9 protein-coding genes are annotated in these 14,893 nt (G+C 64.4%); 3 read left to right on the plus strand and 6 right to left on the minus strand.

What is annotated here, in order from left to right; all coding sequences use genetic code 11:
- Positions 1–108 precede the first annotated feature (108 nt).
- The gene (locus AB0J16_RS44215; protein WP_358551386.1) at positions 109–1,314 is read right to left on the minus strand and encodes an aminotransferase class I/II-fold pyridoxal phosphate-dependent enzyme; all 1,206 of its coding nucleotides are present in this window, start codon (positions 1,312–1,314) and stop codon (positions 109–111) included.
- A 349-nt stretch (positions 1,315–1,663) separates the two neighbouring features.
- Between AB0J16_RS44215 and AB0J16_RS44220 the strand changes: the two genes are divergently transcribed.
- Both AB0J16_RS44220 and AB0J16_RS44225 read left to right on the plus strand, forming a co-directional pair.
- Positions 1,664–9,703 (plus strand): polymorphic toxin-type HINT domain-containing protein, encoded by an 8,040-nt coding sequence (locus AB0J16_RS44220; protein WP_358551388.1) that lies wholly within the window; start codon positions 1,664–1,666, stop codon positions 9,701–9,703.
- Complete coding sequence (locus AB0J16_RS44225; RefSeq protein ID WP_358551390.1) at positions 9,691–10,242, plus strand: hypothetical protein; 552 nt, start codon at positions 9,691–9,693, stop codon at positions 10,240–10,242. The genes AB0J16_RS44220 and AB0J16_RS44225 overlap by 13 nt, the downstream gene beginning before the upstream one ends.
- Positions 10,243–10,491: 249 nt before the next feature.
- Here AB0J16_RS44225 and AB0J16_RS44230 read toward each other — a convergent pair whose 3' ends face one another.
- From AB0J16_RS44230 to AB0J16_RS44240, 3 genes are all read right to left on the minus strand, one after another.
- A complete protein-coding gene (locus AB0J16_RS44230) occupies positions 10,492–10,881 on the minus strand; it encodes a tyrosine-type recombinase/integrase (RefSeq protein ID WP_358551470.1) in 390 nt (129 codons plus the stop codon).
- Complete coding sequence (locus AB0J16_RS44235; RefSeq protein ID WP_358551472.1) at positions 10,835–11,290, minus strand: site-specific integrase; 456 nt, start codon at positions 11,288–11,290, stop codon at positions 10,835–10,837. Before AB0J16_RS44235 ends, AB0J16_RS44230 begins: the two co-directional genes overlap by 47 nt.
- 281 nt (positions 11,291–11,571) lie before the next feature.
- Positions 11,572–12,807: a helix-turn-helix transcriptional regulator gene (locus AB0J16_RS44240; protein ID WP_358551392.1), complete on the minus strand. Its 1,236-nt coding sequence runs from the start codon at positions 12,805–12,807 to the stop codon at positions 11,572–11,574.
- A 101-nt stretch (positions 12,808–12,908) separates the two neighbouring features.
- Here AB0J16_RS44240 and AB0J16_RS44245 point away from each other — a divergent pair, with 101 nt between their 5' ends.
- Positions 12,909–13,175, plus strand: coding sequence for a hypothetical protein (locus tag AB0J16_RS44245; RefSeq protein WP_358551394.1), 267 nt, complete (start codon positions 12,909–12,911; stop codon positions 13,173–13,175).
- Positions 13,176–13,845: 670 nt separating this feature from the next.
- Here AB0J16_RS44245 and AB0J16_RS44250 read toward each other — a convergent pair.
- Both AB0J16_RS44250 and AB0J16_RS44255 read right to left on the minus strand, forming a co-directional pair.
- Positions 13,846–14,466: a hypothetical protein gene (locus AB0J16_RS44250; RefSeq protein ID WP_358551396.1), complete on the minus strand. Its 621-nt coding sequence runs from the start codon at positions 14,464–14,466 to the stop codon at positions 13,846–13,848.
- 39 nt (positions 14,467–14,505) lie between these two features.
- On the minus strand, positions 14,506–14,892 hold the full coding sequence (locus AB0J16_RS44255) for an LLM class flavin-dependent oxidoreductase (RefSeq protein WP_358551398.1): 387 nt from the start codon (positions 14,890–14,892) through the stop codon (positions 14,506–14,508).
- Between the last annotated feature and the right edge of the window lies 1 nt (position 14,893).

The raw sequence follows: 14,893 nt of genomic DNA on the forward strand, positions 1-14,893 counted from the left end.
TGTCAGGCGCGCGGGCCGAGTCGAAACGGCGGAATCAGACCCGCGAACCGTCGGACCAGGCGCGCGGGCTGAGTCGGAACCGTTGGATCAGGTGCACCCGTTGGCGGATCAGGCGCGCTCTTCGGCCACCGCGCGGACGCAGATGGCCAGACCGGCGATGGCCTGCTCCAGCTCCTCCAGATCGGGATAGGTAGGTGCGATCCGGATCGTCCGGTCGTCGGGGTCCTGACCGTAGGGGTGGGTGGCCCCGGCGGGGGTCAGCGCGATCCCGGCCGCCTTGGCCCTGGCCACGACCTCACCGGCATGCGACACCTCGAGGCTGATGAAGTAGCCGCCCTGCGGGCTCGTCCAGGTGCCGAGGTCGCCGAGCTCCTTGGCCAGCACCCGGTCGACGAGCTCGAACTTGGGCCACACCAGCTCGGCGTGCTTGCGCATGTGCGCGGCCACCCCGTCGGCGTCCTTCAGGAACTCGACGTGCCGGAGCTGGTTGAGCTTGTCGGGCCCGATGGACTGCTTGGCGGTGTTGGCCAGGAACCACTTCACGTTCGCGGGCGAGGACCCGAAGAACGACACGCCGCTACCCGCCAGGGTCACCTTGGACGTGGACCCGAACACGAAGGCCCGGTCGGCGTTGCCGTACTCCGCGGACAGGGCCAGCAGGTCGGCCAGCTCGGCGTGGGTGTCGGTGAGGTGGTGGACCGCATAGGCGTTGTCCCAGAAAATCCTGAAATCAGACGCCGCCGTGGACATAGCGGCCAGCCGCCGCACGGTCTCGTCGCTGTAGGTGGCGCCGGACGGGTTGCTGTACTTCGGCACACACCAGATGCCCTTGACACTCGCGTCCTCGGCGACGAGTCGCTCGACGACGTCCATGTCGGGCCCTTCGCCGTTCATCGGCACGGGCACCATCTTGATCCCGAACCGCTCACAGATCGTGAAATGCCGGTCATACCCCGGCACCGGGCACAGGAACGTGATCTCCGGCTCCTCCACCCACCGCCGCTCGGCCCCGGGCACCTTGGTGAGCAGCGCGTGCACGATCGTGTCGTGCATCACCGCAAGGCTGGAGTTGCCGCCGACGACCAACTGCTCGGCCGGCACTTGCAGCAACGGCCCGAACAGCTCCCGCAGCTCGCTGAGCCCCTGCAGGTTGCCGTAGTTACGCCCGTCGGTGCCGTCGGCCGCCTTGTAGGACGTCGGCAGTTTGAGCAGGTCATTGGCGAGATCCAGCTGTCGCGGCGACGGCTTCCCCCGGGTCAGGTCGAGCGAAAGGCCACGCTGGACGAGTTCGGCGTAGTCGCGCTGAGCGTTCACTGGATCTACTCCTCCGATCGGGTCGGATACGAAGGATAGAAGACGTACGGCCCTGAGCAGGAATCGGTCCGCCATGTGGATGGCCGGCCGCGCAGCAAGGTCCACGCACTTGGAGGACGCAGCTGCGGGAAGCTGCCGCAAAACCGGATGAATGAAGCGGTAAGTCGCACTCCGTCACATTTGATCACTTAAATAGATCTTGTGTGCCATTTATGCCGAGCTTACGCTTTGTCCGTTTGCAGTCATGCTCCGAGTCGCACGACTAGGGACTTTCGGGTTCGGGTCGTGGGGGTGGGGCTTCGTCTGGCGCTTTTTGGGGCGCCCCGCGTGGTTCGGAGTGTGACGGCGTATGCGCCGCTTGCTGGCATGGGCTCATTCTGCTCGTTTCAGGTTCGGCCTCGTGTTTTTGACCTTGGCGGCGACTCTTCCGGGTCTTCTGGCTTTACAGCCGCAGCCGGTAGCCGCTGATGTCGCGAACGCGGTTACGGTTTTCGGGAGTTTGCCTGATACGCCGAAGCAGATGTTGGGTACTGCTGGCGGTTTGCCGTCGCTGGTGTCTGCCGATGCGACGAAGGCGAAGGTTGATCCGGGTACGCCGAAGGCGAAGATCGCGATCCCGAAGAAGGCGTTGCCGAAGGAGGTGCGGGAGGGGGTCCTCCGCACCAAGCAGGCCGGTCCGCTGGCGCCGTCATTGATGCGTGGGGCTGCACCGGTAGGGGTCGCGGCCGCTGTTCCGCCGTGTGGTTCATATTCGCCGTGGCAGCGGTCGGTGTATGTGGCGTATGGCACCTACGTGTCGTCAGGCGGGCGCGTCTGGAAAGCCATCCAGAACATTCCGGCAAACCTGAATTTCTACCCGCCCGAGCAGGAACCGACGGGCTGGTTGCTGATCGGAGACTGCCCCAAGCCGCCGCCGCCCACAGTGACGTCGATGTCTCCCGACAATGGCATCCAGTTGATGACGACGGAGCCCACTTTGGCGGCCGAGGCCACCACGTGGTCAGGGGGCACGATCGGCTTCCATTTCGAGATATGCGACAACCCATCGATGTCGGGTTGTGCCCGCCACGATGACTGCTGCGCTCTGTCCGGCAGCTGGACTGTGCCGGAGGGCACGTTGGCGTGGGGCCGCCAGTATTGGTGGCGGGTCAATGTCAGTGACGCGTCCACTATCGGCGGGCTGAGCGCGTACTCCTCGACGTACACCTTCGTGTTGGGTGTGCGGCAACCGACGATCACCTCGCAGTTGTCGGTACGGGGTGTCAACGGGCAGGAGTTCAACCAGCAGTCCGGCAACTACACCACGACGTTTACCGATGCGCAGGTGGCGACGGCGGGGCCGCCGTTGTCGGTGGTGCGCTCGTTCAACAGTATGGATCCGCGGCGTGATGGCGCTTTCGGGGCGGGCTGGGCCACTCGCTGGGACATGCGGATCGTGCCGGAAAATGTGCGCGGGCGCGAGGCCGTTCTGGTCACCTATCCCGATGGCCGTCAGGTCCGCTTCGCCAAGAAGAGCGATGGGACGTATCAGCCGCCGCCGGGCATGTACGCCACTTTGGCCAAGAACGCCGACGGCAGTTGGCGGTTGATGGACAAGGCGTCGACGTCGTATCTGTTCGATGTCGGCGGACGTTTGCTGAAGGTGGCTGACAGCCGGGGCCGCGACCAGGAGCTGACCTATGGGACGGATGGCAAGCTGGCCAAGGTAACCGCGCCCGGAGGCCGATCGCTGACTTTCTCCTGGACCGGTGCGCACGTCACCACGGTTTCCACGGACCCGGTGGATGGCAAGGCGTTGAGCTGGGCGTACACCTATAACGGCGATGCGCTGGAGAAGGTGTGCGATCCGGCTCAGGCGTGCACCATCTACCAGCTGAATGCGAGTTCGCTGTATCGCAGTACGGTGCTGGACTCCGACCCGATGGGGTATTGGCGGCTGGGCGAAAGCTCCGGCTCGGAGGCGAAGGACCTCGGTTGGATGGGCGAGGGCGGCCACTACAACACCGACTACACGCTCGCCAAACCTGGCGCTTTGGCGGGGACCGCCGACACCGCCGTCCAGATCACCGCCTCGAACATCCCCAACATCAACCTGCCCGCCTACCTTATCCCTCGGACGGGCACCTGGGCCTCGGTGGAGACCTGGTTCAAGACAACCGGCAACGGTTCGATTTTGGGCGCGGACGGTTCGGCGGTCGCGGACCCGTACCCGGTGGTGCAGGTGACGAGCGCCGGGAAACTGTCGGCTGCCTTCAACGAGACCTCCACGCCGATCGTGAGCGGTGCCGCGGTCAAGGATGGCCTATGGCATCACGCCGTCCTGACCATCGGCGGCGATGTGCAGACGCTGTACCTGGACGGGCAGATCGCCGGCACGCTCAACGCGACCATCCCCGACCCCGAGGGCCTGGATTACCTGGACATCGGCGGCGATGGCCTGTCCGGATCCATCGACGAAGTGGCGGTCTATGATCGGCCGCTGTCGTCGGTCGAGGTGGCACGTCACTACGCGGCGCGCGTCGCGGCGCCGCACGAGCTGGCCAAGATCACGTTGCCGTCCGGGCGGGTTTGGGCGGCCAACATCTACGAGAGCTCGACCGAGCGGATCAAGACCCACACCGACCAGCACGGTGGCACCTGGCAACTGGCCGAGCCGACCATCGACCCGGCCGCAGGCACCTCCACAGTCGTGGTCACCGACCCCAAGAACGAGAAGCTGACCGCCGTCCACGATGTCTGGCGCGGCTATCGGCTGATCTCCAAGACCGACCAGCTCGGCAAGACGACTCGTTACGACTACGACACCGGCGGCTTCCTATCGGACATGGTGGACCCGAACTACAACGCCACCACCTGGTACAACGACGACCGCGGTAACACGCTGTCCGTCACGACATGTCATACAGACAGCAGCTGCCAGGACACTTACGCGGAGTTCTATGTCAACAAGAACGACCAGTTCGACGCGCGCAACGACCACCTGCTGAAGGCCCGCGACGCGCGCTCGTCCAGTGCAACCGACAACACCTACGCCACCAGCTACGAGTACAACCAGTACGGCGAGCAAACCAAGGAGACAACGCCGGCCACGACCGACTTCCCCAGCGGCCGCTCGACGGTGATCGCCTACACCGACGGCAGCGAGCCCGCAGTCGGTGGGGGAGTGACACCGGCCGGGCTGGTGAAATCGTGGACCGATGCTCGGGGTAGCTCCGGCACGAACCGCTACACCGCCGCCGGCGACCTCGCCCAGCAGACTCAGCCAGAAGGATTGGTCGTCAACTCCGCCTTCGACGTCCTGGGCCGGATGAAGAGCCGAACCGAGGTATCTGCGGCACAGCCCGGCGGGGTCACGACCACCTACACCTATGACGATCTGGGTCGGCTGGCCACCGAGACCGGCGCGGGGGTCAAGAACGAGGTCACCGACGTCACCCACACGGCGCAGACGGTCTATGCCTACGACCCGGACGGCAACGTGCTGTCCCAGACCGACAAGGACCTGACCGGCGGCGACCCGGACCGGACCACCTCCTATACCTATGACGGCCACGGCCGCGAGGAGACGGTCACCGACCCGGAAGGCGGCGTGACCCGAACAACCTGGGACGAAATAGGCGCCCGCACCTCCGTTACCGACGAACTGGGCTCAATCTTCGGCTACACCTACACCAAACGCGGCGAACTGGAGAAGCGCACGCTGAAGAACTGGACCGGCAGTCCGGTGGCGCCCATTCCAGCCAAAGAGATCACCCTGGAGTCGTACTCCTATGACCCGGCCGGACGGCTGGCCGGCCAGATGGACGCGATGCTTCGCAAGACCACTTACGTGTACTACGAGGACGACCTGCTGAAGCAGGTGATCGCCCATGACGCCATGCTGAACGGCGTGACCGCGACCAGGGACGTGGTCATCGAGGACGACACCTACGACAACGCGGGCAATCTCACGCAGCAAGTGCTGGGCGGCACGACGACTCGTACCGACTACGTCTACGACGCGGCCAGCCGCCTGACGTCGGAGACGCTCGACCCGGTGACGCCGGAGGATCCCGACCCGGCCCAACTCGGCCGCAAGACGACCTACGGGTACGACGCCAACGGCAACATCACCACCGCCAAGCGCTCGGCCGCGGGCACGAGCAGAATCGAAACGAGCGAGTTCGCCTACAACAGGGAGAACCTCCTCACTCGCCGCACGGTCAAGAACGACAGCCAGGACCTGACCACCACGTGGAAGGTCGATGATCGTGGCCTGGTGATCGAGACGACCGACGGGCGGGGCAACGTGTCGGGTGCGGACCCGACCGCCTACACCACCAACCTGCGCTACGACCTCGCCAATCAACTGGTCGAAGTAAAGACGCCGCCCGCTCAGATCGACAAGGCGGGCACCGCCCAGCAGGGCCGCGTCATCACCCGCTTCGGCTACGACGGCGCTGGCCGCCAGACCCACGCCGTCGACGGGGAGGGCCGCACCACCACCTCCGGTTTCGATCGGGCCGGACGTCTGACCTCAGTGACCGGCGCGCCCTACACGCCGCCCGGCGGCAGCACGCTCACTCCCCAGACGAGCTACGGCTACGACCCGGCCGGTCGGGTGATCAAGACCACTGACCCGCGCGGCCAGCTCACCACCCTGGAATACGACGCGCTCGACAACCCCGTCCGTGTTACCGACCCGCCATCCGCTCCGGGCCAGCCCGCCGGACGATGGGTTCGAGAGTACGACCTGCTTGGCGAGATGCTGACCGCGATCGACCCGACCGGGGCACGTACCGAGGCCACCTACGACGATCTCGGCCGCCAGGTCACCCAGACCACGATCGAACGCAAACCCGCCACAGCTGCCTACGTCACCAAGCTCGAGTACAACGATGCCGGCGCGCCCACCAAGGTGACCCTGCCCGGCAACAAGACCACCAATTACAAGGTCAACGCTGCTGGACAGGTCCTTACCGAGACGGACCCGCTGAATCACATCACCACCTACAGCTATGACTTGGCCGGCCGGCCCGCCAAGAGATCCAACGCGCTCGACAACTCCATTACCGCCGACTACGACCTGGCCGGCCGCCTGACCAGCCTCAAATACCTGAGCAAAGCCGGCGCGACGGTCAAGTCCCAGGGTTTCGGTTACAACGCCGCCGACAACCTCACCCAGATCACCTCCGGCGAGGGCCACATCACTCGGCGCACCTTCGACGCCACCGACCTGCTCACCCAGCTCGTCGAACCCGTCTCGGCCACCGACTCGATCACCACCAGCTTCGGCTACGACGCCACCGGCGCCCGCACCCGCCTGACCGACGGCCGCGGCAACTCCACCTGGACCAGCTACAACACCCTCGGCCTGATCGAGACGCTGACCGAGCCCGCCACCACCGCCCACCCGGACCTGGCCGACCGCACCTGGACCCACACCTACGACGCAGCAGGCAACGAGACCGCCCTCATCCAGCCAGGCGGCGTCCGCCTCGACCGACAGTACGACCAGCTCAACCGAGTCACCAAGGTCAGCGGCTCGGGCGCCGGCATTGTGGCCGGCGACAAGACCTACGGCTACGACCTCGCCGACCGCGTCACTACGGTCAGCGACCAGAGCCTGGAATACAACGACCGCAGCCTGCTCACCAAGGTCACCGGACCGTCAGGTGCGAGCTCGTTCGCCTACGATGCGCTCGGCAACCCCACCCAGCGCATCGACGCGACCGGCACCACTTCCTACACCTGGGACGCCGACAACCACCTCAAGACGGTCACCGACCCGGTCAGCGGCCGCACCAACACCTACGCCTACGACACGGTCGACCGGCTGAGCACTATCACCTCGACCAACCCCGTCAACACCCAGGTCTATACGTACGACGCCGCCGACCGCCTCGAAACCCACACCCTCAAGAACAGCACCGGCGGCCAACTCGCCAAGATCACTTATGGGTGGGACAAAGACGACAACCTCACCTCAAAGATCACCGCAGGGACGGCAGGGGCCGGGAACAACACCTACGGCTACGACCACGCCGGCCGCCTCACCTCCTGGACCGGCCCCGACGGCACAACCACCGCTTACGAATGGGACAAGTCAGGCAACCGCACCAAAGCCGGCAACAAGACCTACACCTATGACCAGCGCAACCGCCTGACCAGCGGCGACGGCACAGACTACACCTACACCCCGCGGGGCACTCTGGCCACCGAGACCAAGAACGGTACGACCAGAAACCTCACCTTCGATGCCTTCGACCGGCTCATCAACGACGGCGACACCGCCTACACCTACGACGCCTTCGACCGCATGGCCACCCGCCAAAAGTCCGGCGGCGCTCAGCAACGCTTCGCCTACGCCGGACTCGACAACGACATCATCGCCATCACCGACCAGAACGGCGCGGTCCAAGCCAAGTACGGCCGCGACCCCTCCGGCGGCCTCATCAGCGTCCAAGAAGGCACAGCCCCTGCCATTGGCGCGATGACCGACATCCACGACGACCTGATCGGCACCTTCTCCGGCACAGCCCTGTCCAGCACCACCGCCTACAACCCCTTCGGCGAGGTCACCGCCCAAACCGGTACCCAGTCGAGGCTCGGCTACCAGAGCGAATACACCGACCCCGACACCGGCAAAACCAACATGCACGCCCGCTGGTACCAGCCCGGCACCGCCACCTTCGCCTCCCGCGACACCTGGACCCTGCCCCCAGACCCCTCTATCCAGGCCAATCGCTATACCTACGCAAATGGCAGCCCACTTACCGGCCTGGATCCATCCGGGCACGCGCCGCCTGATAACTTGAGCGGCGGCCGCGCAGCGTCTGTAGGGACTCTGGAAAGAATTCCTGCACGAACAGGGGTAACCTCTGGCCAAAAAATGGCAAATGCGGTCTCCGCAGCAGCGGCAGCCATAGCAGCGGCGGCAGCCGCAGTAGCAGCGGCTAGCGCCGCAAAGAAAGCCTTTGAAGCACAGCAGCGAAGTAAGGCAAAACAGGGTTCTAAACCAGCAAAAAACTATCACGTCACCTTCTCTAAGAAGCAGGACCCTAACGGCGATGGCCACCGCGAGCCCATGGTTCAGCCTAAGAAGACCCCCGATCGATCAGGGCCATGCACGGTTCGGTGTGTAAGAGAGCCTGGTAAGTGCACGGTTCGGTGCGTAGCACCACCGAATCGATGCACTTCAAGTTGCGGTCCCAAGCCACCCACTACTAAGACGTGTAATAAAAATTGTGGCAAGAAAAAAGATGACCCCAAGAAAATAAAAACGGGAGGGGCGGACGGGGGCTGCACGGGCGTTTGCAACCCGCCGTGCCCCGAATGGGTCTGCCCGAAGCCATGTTCAGCTGGTCAACCGTGCGCGAACGAAGACGCGATCACTGTCGATGACTCATCCGTAGACAATCTGAGTGATCACGGAATCGAATATGGCGATCCCGTCATCAAATGCGATTCCTCTCGGTATGGCACAGGCACCTGCATAGACGGTGTCGCCGCAGTCGAGCCCACCGAGACAGACCCTGACTCTGACGGCACGCCACCAACGGCGCCCATCTTTGACTGCGACCTAGGCAACAGCTTCGTCCCTGGCACCAAGGTCCTCATGGCCGACGGCAGCACCAAGCCGATCGAAGGCATCAAGATCGGCGACCAGGTCATAGCCGCCGACCCGGTGACTGACCACACCGAACCCAGACCCGTCACCGCATTGATCACGGGTCAGGGCACCAAACGACTCGTCAAGCTCACGATCGACGTCGATGGGGATCGGGGCAATCAGACCGGAGCAATCACCGCCACCGACAACCACCCGTTCTGGGTGCCCGCACTCCGGCTATGGCTTCATGCCGACCAGTTGAAACCCGGCATGTGGCTACAGACGTCAGCCGGCACATATGTGCAGATCACGGCTATCGCGAAATGGACCGCGACCCGTCGTGTCCACAACCTCACCATCGACGACCTGCACACCTACCATGTGGTAGCAGGCGTCCAAGCCGTCCTGGTCCACAACGATGGAGGACTCAGCGACCAGGAATGCTTCGACGAAGCAGATCGACGACGTGATGCGGTTCTAGGTGGTTGGCACGACGGCGGAAAGACGAAGAGTCAGATCAATAAATATGCAATGATCGTAGGTGCGGTTGACTGCAAAACTGGGCGTTGGGCCGTAGGAAAGAAGCGGTCGGACGCGGGTAACTTTTGTGCAGAAGACATTGCTCGTGATGCGCTGGTTCGCTTAGGGTCTGATCCCGCGGATATTCGATACGGTCATCCACAGTGGCCAAACAGGCGCCTGGATGCAAAAGTTTGCTCTAGGTGTCAAGGGCGGCTCAGCGAAAGTCAGTTTCCCGATAACGTTCCAGCTCAAGAGAATGGTCCATGGGGGCGCTAGTGGAGTGGGACTGGTCACAGTTGGGCACATTGACAGGGGATGGAAAAATGATGCCCAGATTGATCGATGGGATCTTTTCCGAGCAGCCCCAGGAGCGCAGTTCGGCTCACGGTAGTCTGTATTGCGAAGTGGTGAATCAAGGCAGCCTGTACTCTGCTGCCGCAGGAGTCGTGGACGTTATCCTTGCCGAACTCGAAAGAAGGGGGGATCTTTCGGCTGAAGCGTGGTACTTGCTCGATGCAATATTCAGGGGAGCATCGCATGGTCGTACAGTATTCATCGACGGGAGTGAGGTAAAAATTGATGACTATTGTCGCAATAGGATAATAGGGAAGCTTCCGCTTATTGAAGATGCTGCGACAGGTGCTACGGGAGAAGAATTTCGGGGAATTGTTTTCCTGTTGGGGGGGATGGCGGAATTTTGTCCAGTTGTGTCTGAAATACTTGCGCGTGAAGTTGTCGCCTCTGCTGGAGAGCGAAAAATTATCGCAGAAGGCGGCTTGAGTGAGGCTCTTGAACTTATTGAAGAGTCCTCCTGACCAAATAACGTTTTTCAGCATGCCGGATTCGGACGGTAGGGGTTGTCGGGCCGCAGACAGGGCTGGCCTGAGTGTTTCATCAGCGGCAGCGAGTTCGGTAACGGAATGTGAGATTGCGAGAAAGGTGCCTTCCGACCTGCTTGGGTGCGACTTGTCGAGGGTTGGTGACGCTCTCGCTCAGGGTGCCGGACCTTGTTTGACGGCTACAGTAAGTTGGCGGCTGCAGCAGTCATGATCGTTTTCTGGCGACTACGTTTCGGGATGGTCGACGAGGGCGTCTCCCATGCGTTCGAGGGCGTCGCGCTGGAGGCGGAGCCGGACGTGGGTGTAGGGGTCGGCGGTGATGGAGATGTGGGCGTGGCTGAGTAGCTCCTTGATCACCACCAGGTACACGCCCTGGTCCAGCAGGAGCGAGGCACACGAATGCCTCAGGTCGTGAAACCGGATCGTGCGCAGGCCCGCGCGCTGGAGCAGCGCCTTGAAGTCCCGGCAGACGTTGGTCGGGTTGATCATGCCGCTGTGGCGGGTGGTGAACACGGGCCCGGTCTCGGGCCATGCCGCTCCAATGGCCTGGCGTTCGTGTTCTTGGCGTTCACGGTGTTCGGTCAGGGCGTCGACGCATGAACTCGGCCGGGCGATACGCGGTCAGGTCCACGTCGCTCCAGCGCAGGCCGAGTAGTTCGCCGCGGCGCAGGCCGGTGCGCAGGGCCAGCATGACCAGGGCGTTTAGCCGGGAGTCGCGGGAGGCTTCCAGCAGGTGGCGGGCTTCGGTGGCAGTGAGGGGCTCGATGGGCTGGCGACGTTCGGCGGTGACCTGGACGTTGCGGGCGACGTTACGCGGTAGGTCGTCTTCGCGGACGGCGTGCTGGAGTGCCGAGCGGAGCGGGGCGTGCAGGTAGACGATGGTGAGCGGGAACAGGTACTGCCGGCAGCAGCGTCCGAGGGTGCAGCAGCGGGGCCGGTTCCGCTCGTTGGTCGCGTCGAGGTCGCGGGCGACGTCGATGCCCTGGGCGCAGCAGCGGCAGGGGCGCGGAGTTGGTCGAGCCAGACGTGGACTTCATTGGCGGTGAGCCGGTTGAGCTTCTTGGCGCCGAGCGCGGGGATCAGGTAGAGCCGTACGCAGGTGCGGTAGCGGGCCGGGGCGGCGGTGCGGACAGTATGGACGGCGACGTAGTCCAGTCAATGCGTGATGTAGTCGGCTACGGGCGGGTCCTGGGTGGTGCGGGGAGCGTTCTGCCGGTGGTTGTTGATCTTCTTTGGTGAGTTTGTCGGCGGCTTCGCGGCGGGTCTTGCTGCGATCTTGGCAGGCGCCGCATTGCCGGACAACCGCTATCTGGCGTATCTGGCGAGGAGCGAGTCTCTGATCGCCTGTCCTCCGGACGCGCCTGCCTCCGCCAGTTCGTGCGCGGCACGTCGGAGCTCGGCCACGGCGCAGGCGTTGACCGCCGCAGCATCCGGAGCCACGTTCAAGGCGATGGAGGTTGCGGCCTCGGCATCGCCCTGCATGATGTGGGCTCGCGCCAGGCAGGCCCCGAACCATGCTCGATCGCGCCGGTAAGACTCGGGCAGGGTCGACAGCCCGCGTTCGATGTAGTCGGTGGCGCGGCGGCCGTCGCCGAGTTCCAGTTCGGCCATGCCGCGCTGCATGAGGAACCAGCCCTCGCCGTAGAAGTACATCCAGGGCGGTTCGTCGTCGGGGTGTTCGGCCGCGGTTCTGATGAGGTCTTCGGCTTCGGCGAGTCTGGTGCGTGCCTGGTTGGCCTCGCCCATCTGGGCGTGTCCCCTGCCGGCCATCTGGGCGGCCATGCCTCGCACGCCGTGCGTTGTCCGGCCGTACTGCCAGCGGGAGGCCTCGGCGAGGCGGACGCAGCGGTGTGCGTCGCCGAGGCTCCATGCCTGGTGGGCGCGCATGTTCAGGGTGGTTGAAGCGAGGCAGGCGTCTCCGGCTTCGAGGGCCCAGGCGTGGGAGCGGTCGTACCAGGCCAGCGCGGCGGGATGGTCACGGGAGTCCTGGCACATCCATGCGATGAACTGGGCGTACTGGGCGAGGACGGCGACCGCGCGGTCCGCCAGCGGTCCTCTGGCGCCTCTCGCGAGGTCTGCCACGGTGGACAGCTGAGCGTGGACGAGTGGTAGCAGCGGACGGCTGCCGATGGTGTCCTCGACGCGGCGGTGTTCGGCCAGACAGCGTTCCAGCCATTGCACGGTTTCCAGATCGACCCGTGGCGGGTTCTTGATGGCGCGGGTGATGCGCTCGTACAGGTCAGGGTCGGGCGCCAGTGACGGAAGGGCGAGGGCGGGGACCGGCTTGATGACGGTGCCGAACAACTGGTCTTCCGTCACGCCGAACGCAGTGCAGTAGAGCTTGGTGTAGAAGGCGTCGGGCCGATGCTCGCCGGTCTCGTGGCCGCGAATGCGCCGGATCAGGTTCGCCGGCTCAGGGAGCGGCTTGGCAGAGGCTCTGATCAGCTGCTGGGCCAGCTCTCGCTGCGACCAGCCTTGGGTGGTACGGGCGGCCAGCAGCCGGGTGGCCCAGACAGGAACCGCCGGGACGTGGTCGGTCATCCAGCGCACCTCCAGAGACGGGCGGACACGGGGGCGGACATCCGGCTGCGCCTTCTGGTGTCCTCTTCTGACGTGCTACCACGCACGGCTCTGATGTATTCATGCACTTCGAGACCGATGCCTTCTTCTCATGGATGGCCATCGACCACTCCGGGCGGGGAGCGTGCGGCATCACCGCTGAGTCCGAACGGGCTGCCGCACTGCTGACCGAAGCGCTCGGCTTGTTGGCTCCCGGTGCCACAGGGACGGTTCGGCTGGTGCGTCTCGACCGCCATGCGCGGCAACCCTCCTACATCTACGGCAGGACCCTGCTGCGCTTGCGCCGCATCAAGGCCAGCTCGCCGACCGTGATCGCCACCGGCGATTAAGGTGGGGCAGAGCCAGATCGCGATGTCTGAATGGGAACCGCACAGTCCCCATGGCTCTCTCCGGGTAACCGAAACCTCCTGTTGCGGGGAGTACGAGTGGTGCAGCGAGGGCGGCAAGTTCCTCATCCTGCGCTTCAACGGCAAGCACTACGAGGAGACAGCCCGCGGCCGTTACTCGGACGCCCGGCCGGTCTGGGAAGGGCTCTTGAAACACCACCATCGATGCAAGCAAGGGTCATAGCCAAGGATGCCGGGCCTAACTCGGCTTTGGTCAGGCCCGCCGTGATGATCTGAGAGAGACGTGATCGGTTCGGCGGGCCTGCGGGAAGCAAAGGACCGGAGTCACGGCGTATGGAAAGGCGACCGGCTCAGCAAATTTCGTGGGCAGCCACAATAAACTGCCCACCCTCTCGAAGCGCCAGTCGTGGCGGGTTGCGCGCCGAAGGCGCGCCCGAGGAAGGCAGCCCGAGCAACGCGAGGCCCTACAGGGGTCGAGCCGTTGGCTCGACTGGAAGAAGCGCCTGAGCCCCGAAAGCGCGAAGCGCCGATGGACCGAAGCCCGTTGTGCGCGGGGTGGGCATCAGCTGGTTAACCACCCAAATGGGTAACGGGCGGGATCTTGACCGGAAGAACGCCCGGAGCGGAGCGGAGGCCCTCCAGAGGCGGCGGCTCAGCAGTCGCCGATCGTGCAGAGTTTCGCGGCCATCTTCGTGGCGTCTGCCTGGTGCTTGGCCAGGGTGCTGATGGCCGGGGTGTCGTTGTGCATGTCCCAATAAATGGCTACGGCCGTACCCTTACGTACCGCGATGAACTGCTGGGTCTGGGGTACGGGATTGGACTTCGTCGACTTGGTGGCTCTCGCGGCGCCCACCGAGTTGTCGCCGATTTTCGGGTCGATTACCTTGACCAGTTTGCCGCACTTGGTCAGTCGGGCGCGGAACTCGGTCATCATTTTCTCCGCGGCGCTTGCCTTCGCGAAGAGGAAGACCTGTTCGCCGCGTTCGGCGCTGGTCTTCTCACCACCGCCCATGTGTGGGTCATAGGTGAGGTCGCGGCGGGCGATCCACTCCTTTTTCAGCTTGGCGCCCGAGCACTGGATGTTTTCCACCTCGATCAGGTTGTCGTTCTGGGAGAGAAGCCAGTGCTCGTGCTTGGTGTCCTTGCGGGCCTCCTTTTCGTACAGGAGGAAGTTCTTCGGGATCGACGGGGTGGCCAGGGCCGCCGCAGGCGGGAGTAGCAGGGCCGAAACCAGGGCGCCGCCCGTCAGCAGGGTGATCTTCTTTATGTTCATGAGGAGTTGGATGCAGGCGGGCGGGGAAAGGTTCGGTACTTATTTGAGCAATTCGGCTGGGGCGTTTCGTTTGATAAACGAATCCAGCTCGGACAAGGACAGGCCCGGTGGGGTGGCCACGATGAGGCGGTCCATGCCCAGTTCCGCGTACGACCTCACGGTGGCGGCGTCGAGGCGGTGGGCGGCCAGGGTATGGCCGCCGATGACGACGGGGACCGGGCGTGGCAAGGGGCGGGGGGCGTCTACGTCCTTGAAGGAGACGTGCCGGCCGTCGAAGGCGGGTTTCTCGTCCTGCCAGAGGGAGCGGATGGCCGCTAGGTACTCCTCCAGGCGGGAGCCGCGGTCGGACATCGGGACGCCCAGTGCGCGGAGTTCGGGCTCCAGGTAGCCGGCGCCCAAGCCGAAGATCAGGCCAGGGCCGTACACT

Origin of the sequence: Nonomuraea sp. NPDC049750, from assembly GCF_040659625.1 — a bacterium.
In the GTDB taxonomy this organism is placed as follows: domain Bacteria; phylum Actinomycetota; class Actinomycetes; order Streptosporangiales; family Streptosporangiaceae; genus Nonomuraea.

What these genes read in the sequence shown, in the direction of transcription:
- AB0J16_RS44220 (WP_358551388.1), top strand. Translation starts at nt 1,664, where the DNA reads ATGCGCCGCTTGCTGGCATGGGCTCATTCTGCTCGTTTCAGGTTCGGC.
- AB0J16_RS44225 (WP_358551390.1), top strand. Translation starts at nt 9,691, where the DNA reads ATGGGGGCGCTAGTGGAGTGGGACTGGTCACAGTTGGGCACATTGACA.
- AB0J16_RS44240 (WP_358551392.1), bottom strand. Translation starts at nt 12,807, where the DNA reads ATGACCGACCACGTCCCGGCGGTTCCTGTCTGGGCCACCCGGCTGCTG.
- AB0J16_RS44245 (WP_358551394.1), top strand. Translation starts at nt 12,909, where the DNA reads ATGCACTTCGAGACCGATGCCTTCTTCTCATGGATGGCCATCGACCAC.
- AB0J16_RS44250 (WP_358551396.1), bottom strand. Translation starts at nt 14,466, where the DNA reads ATGAACATAAAGAAGATCACCCTGCTGACGGGCGGCGCCCTGGTTTCG.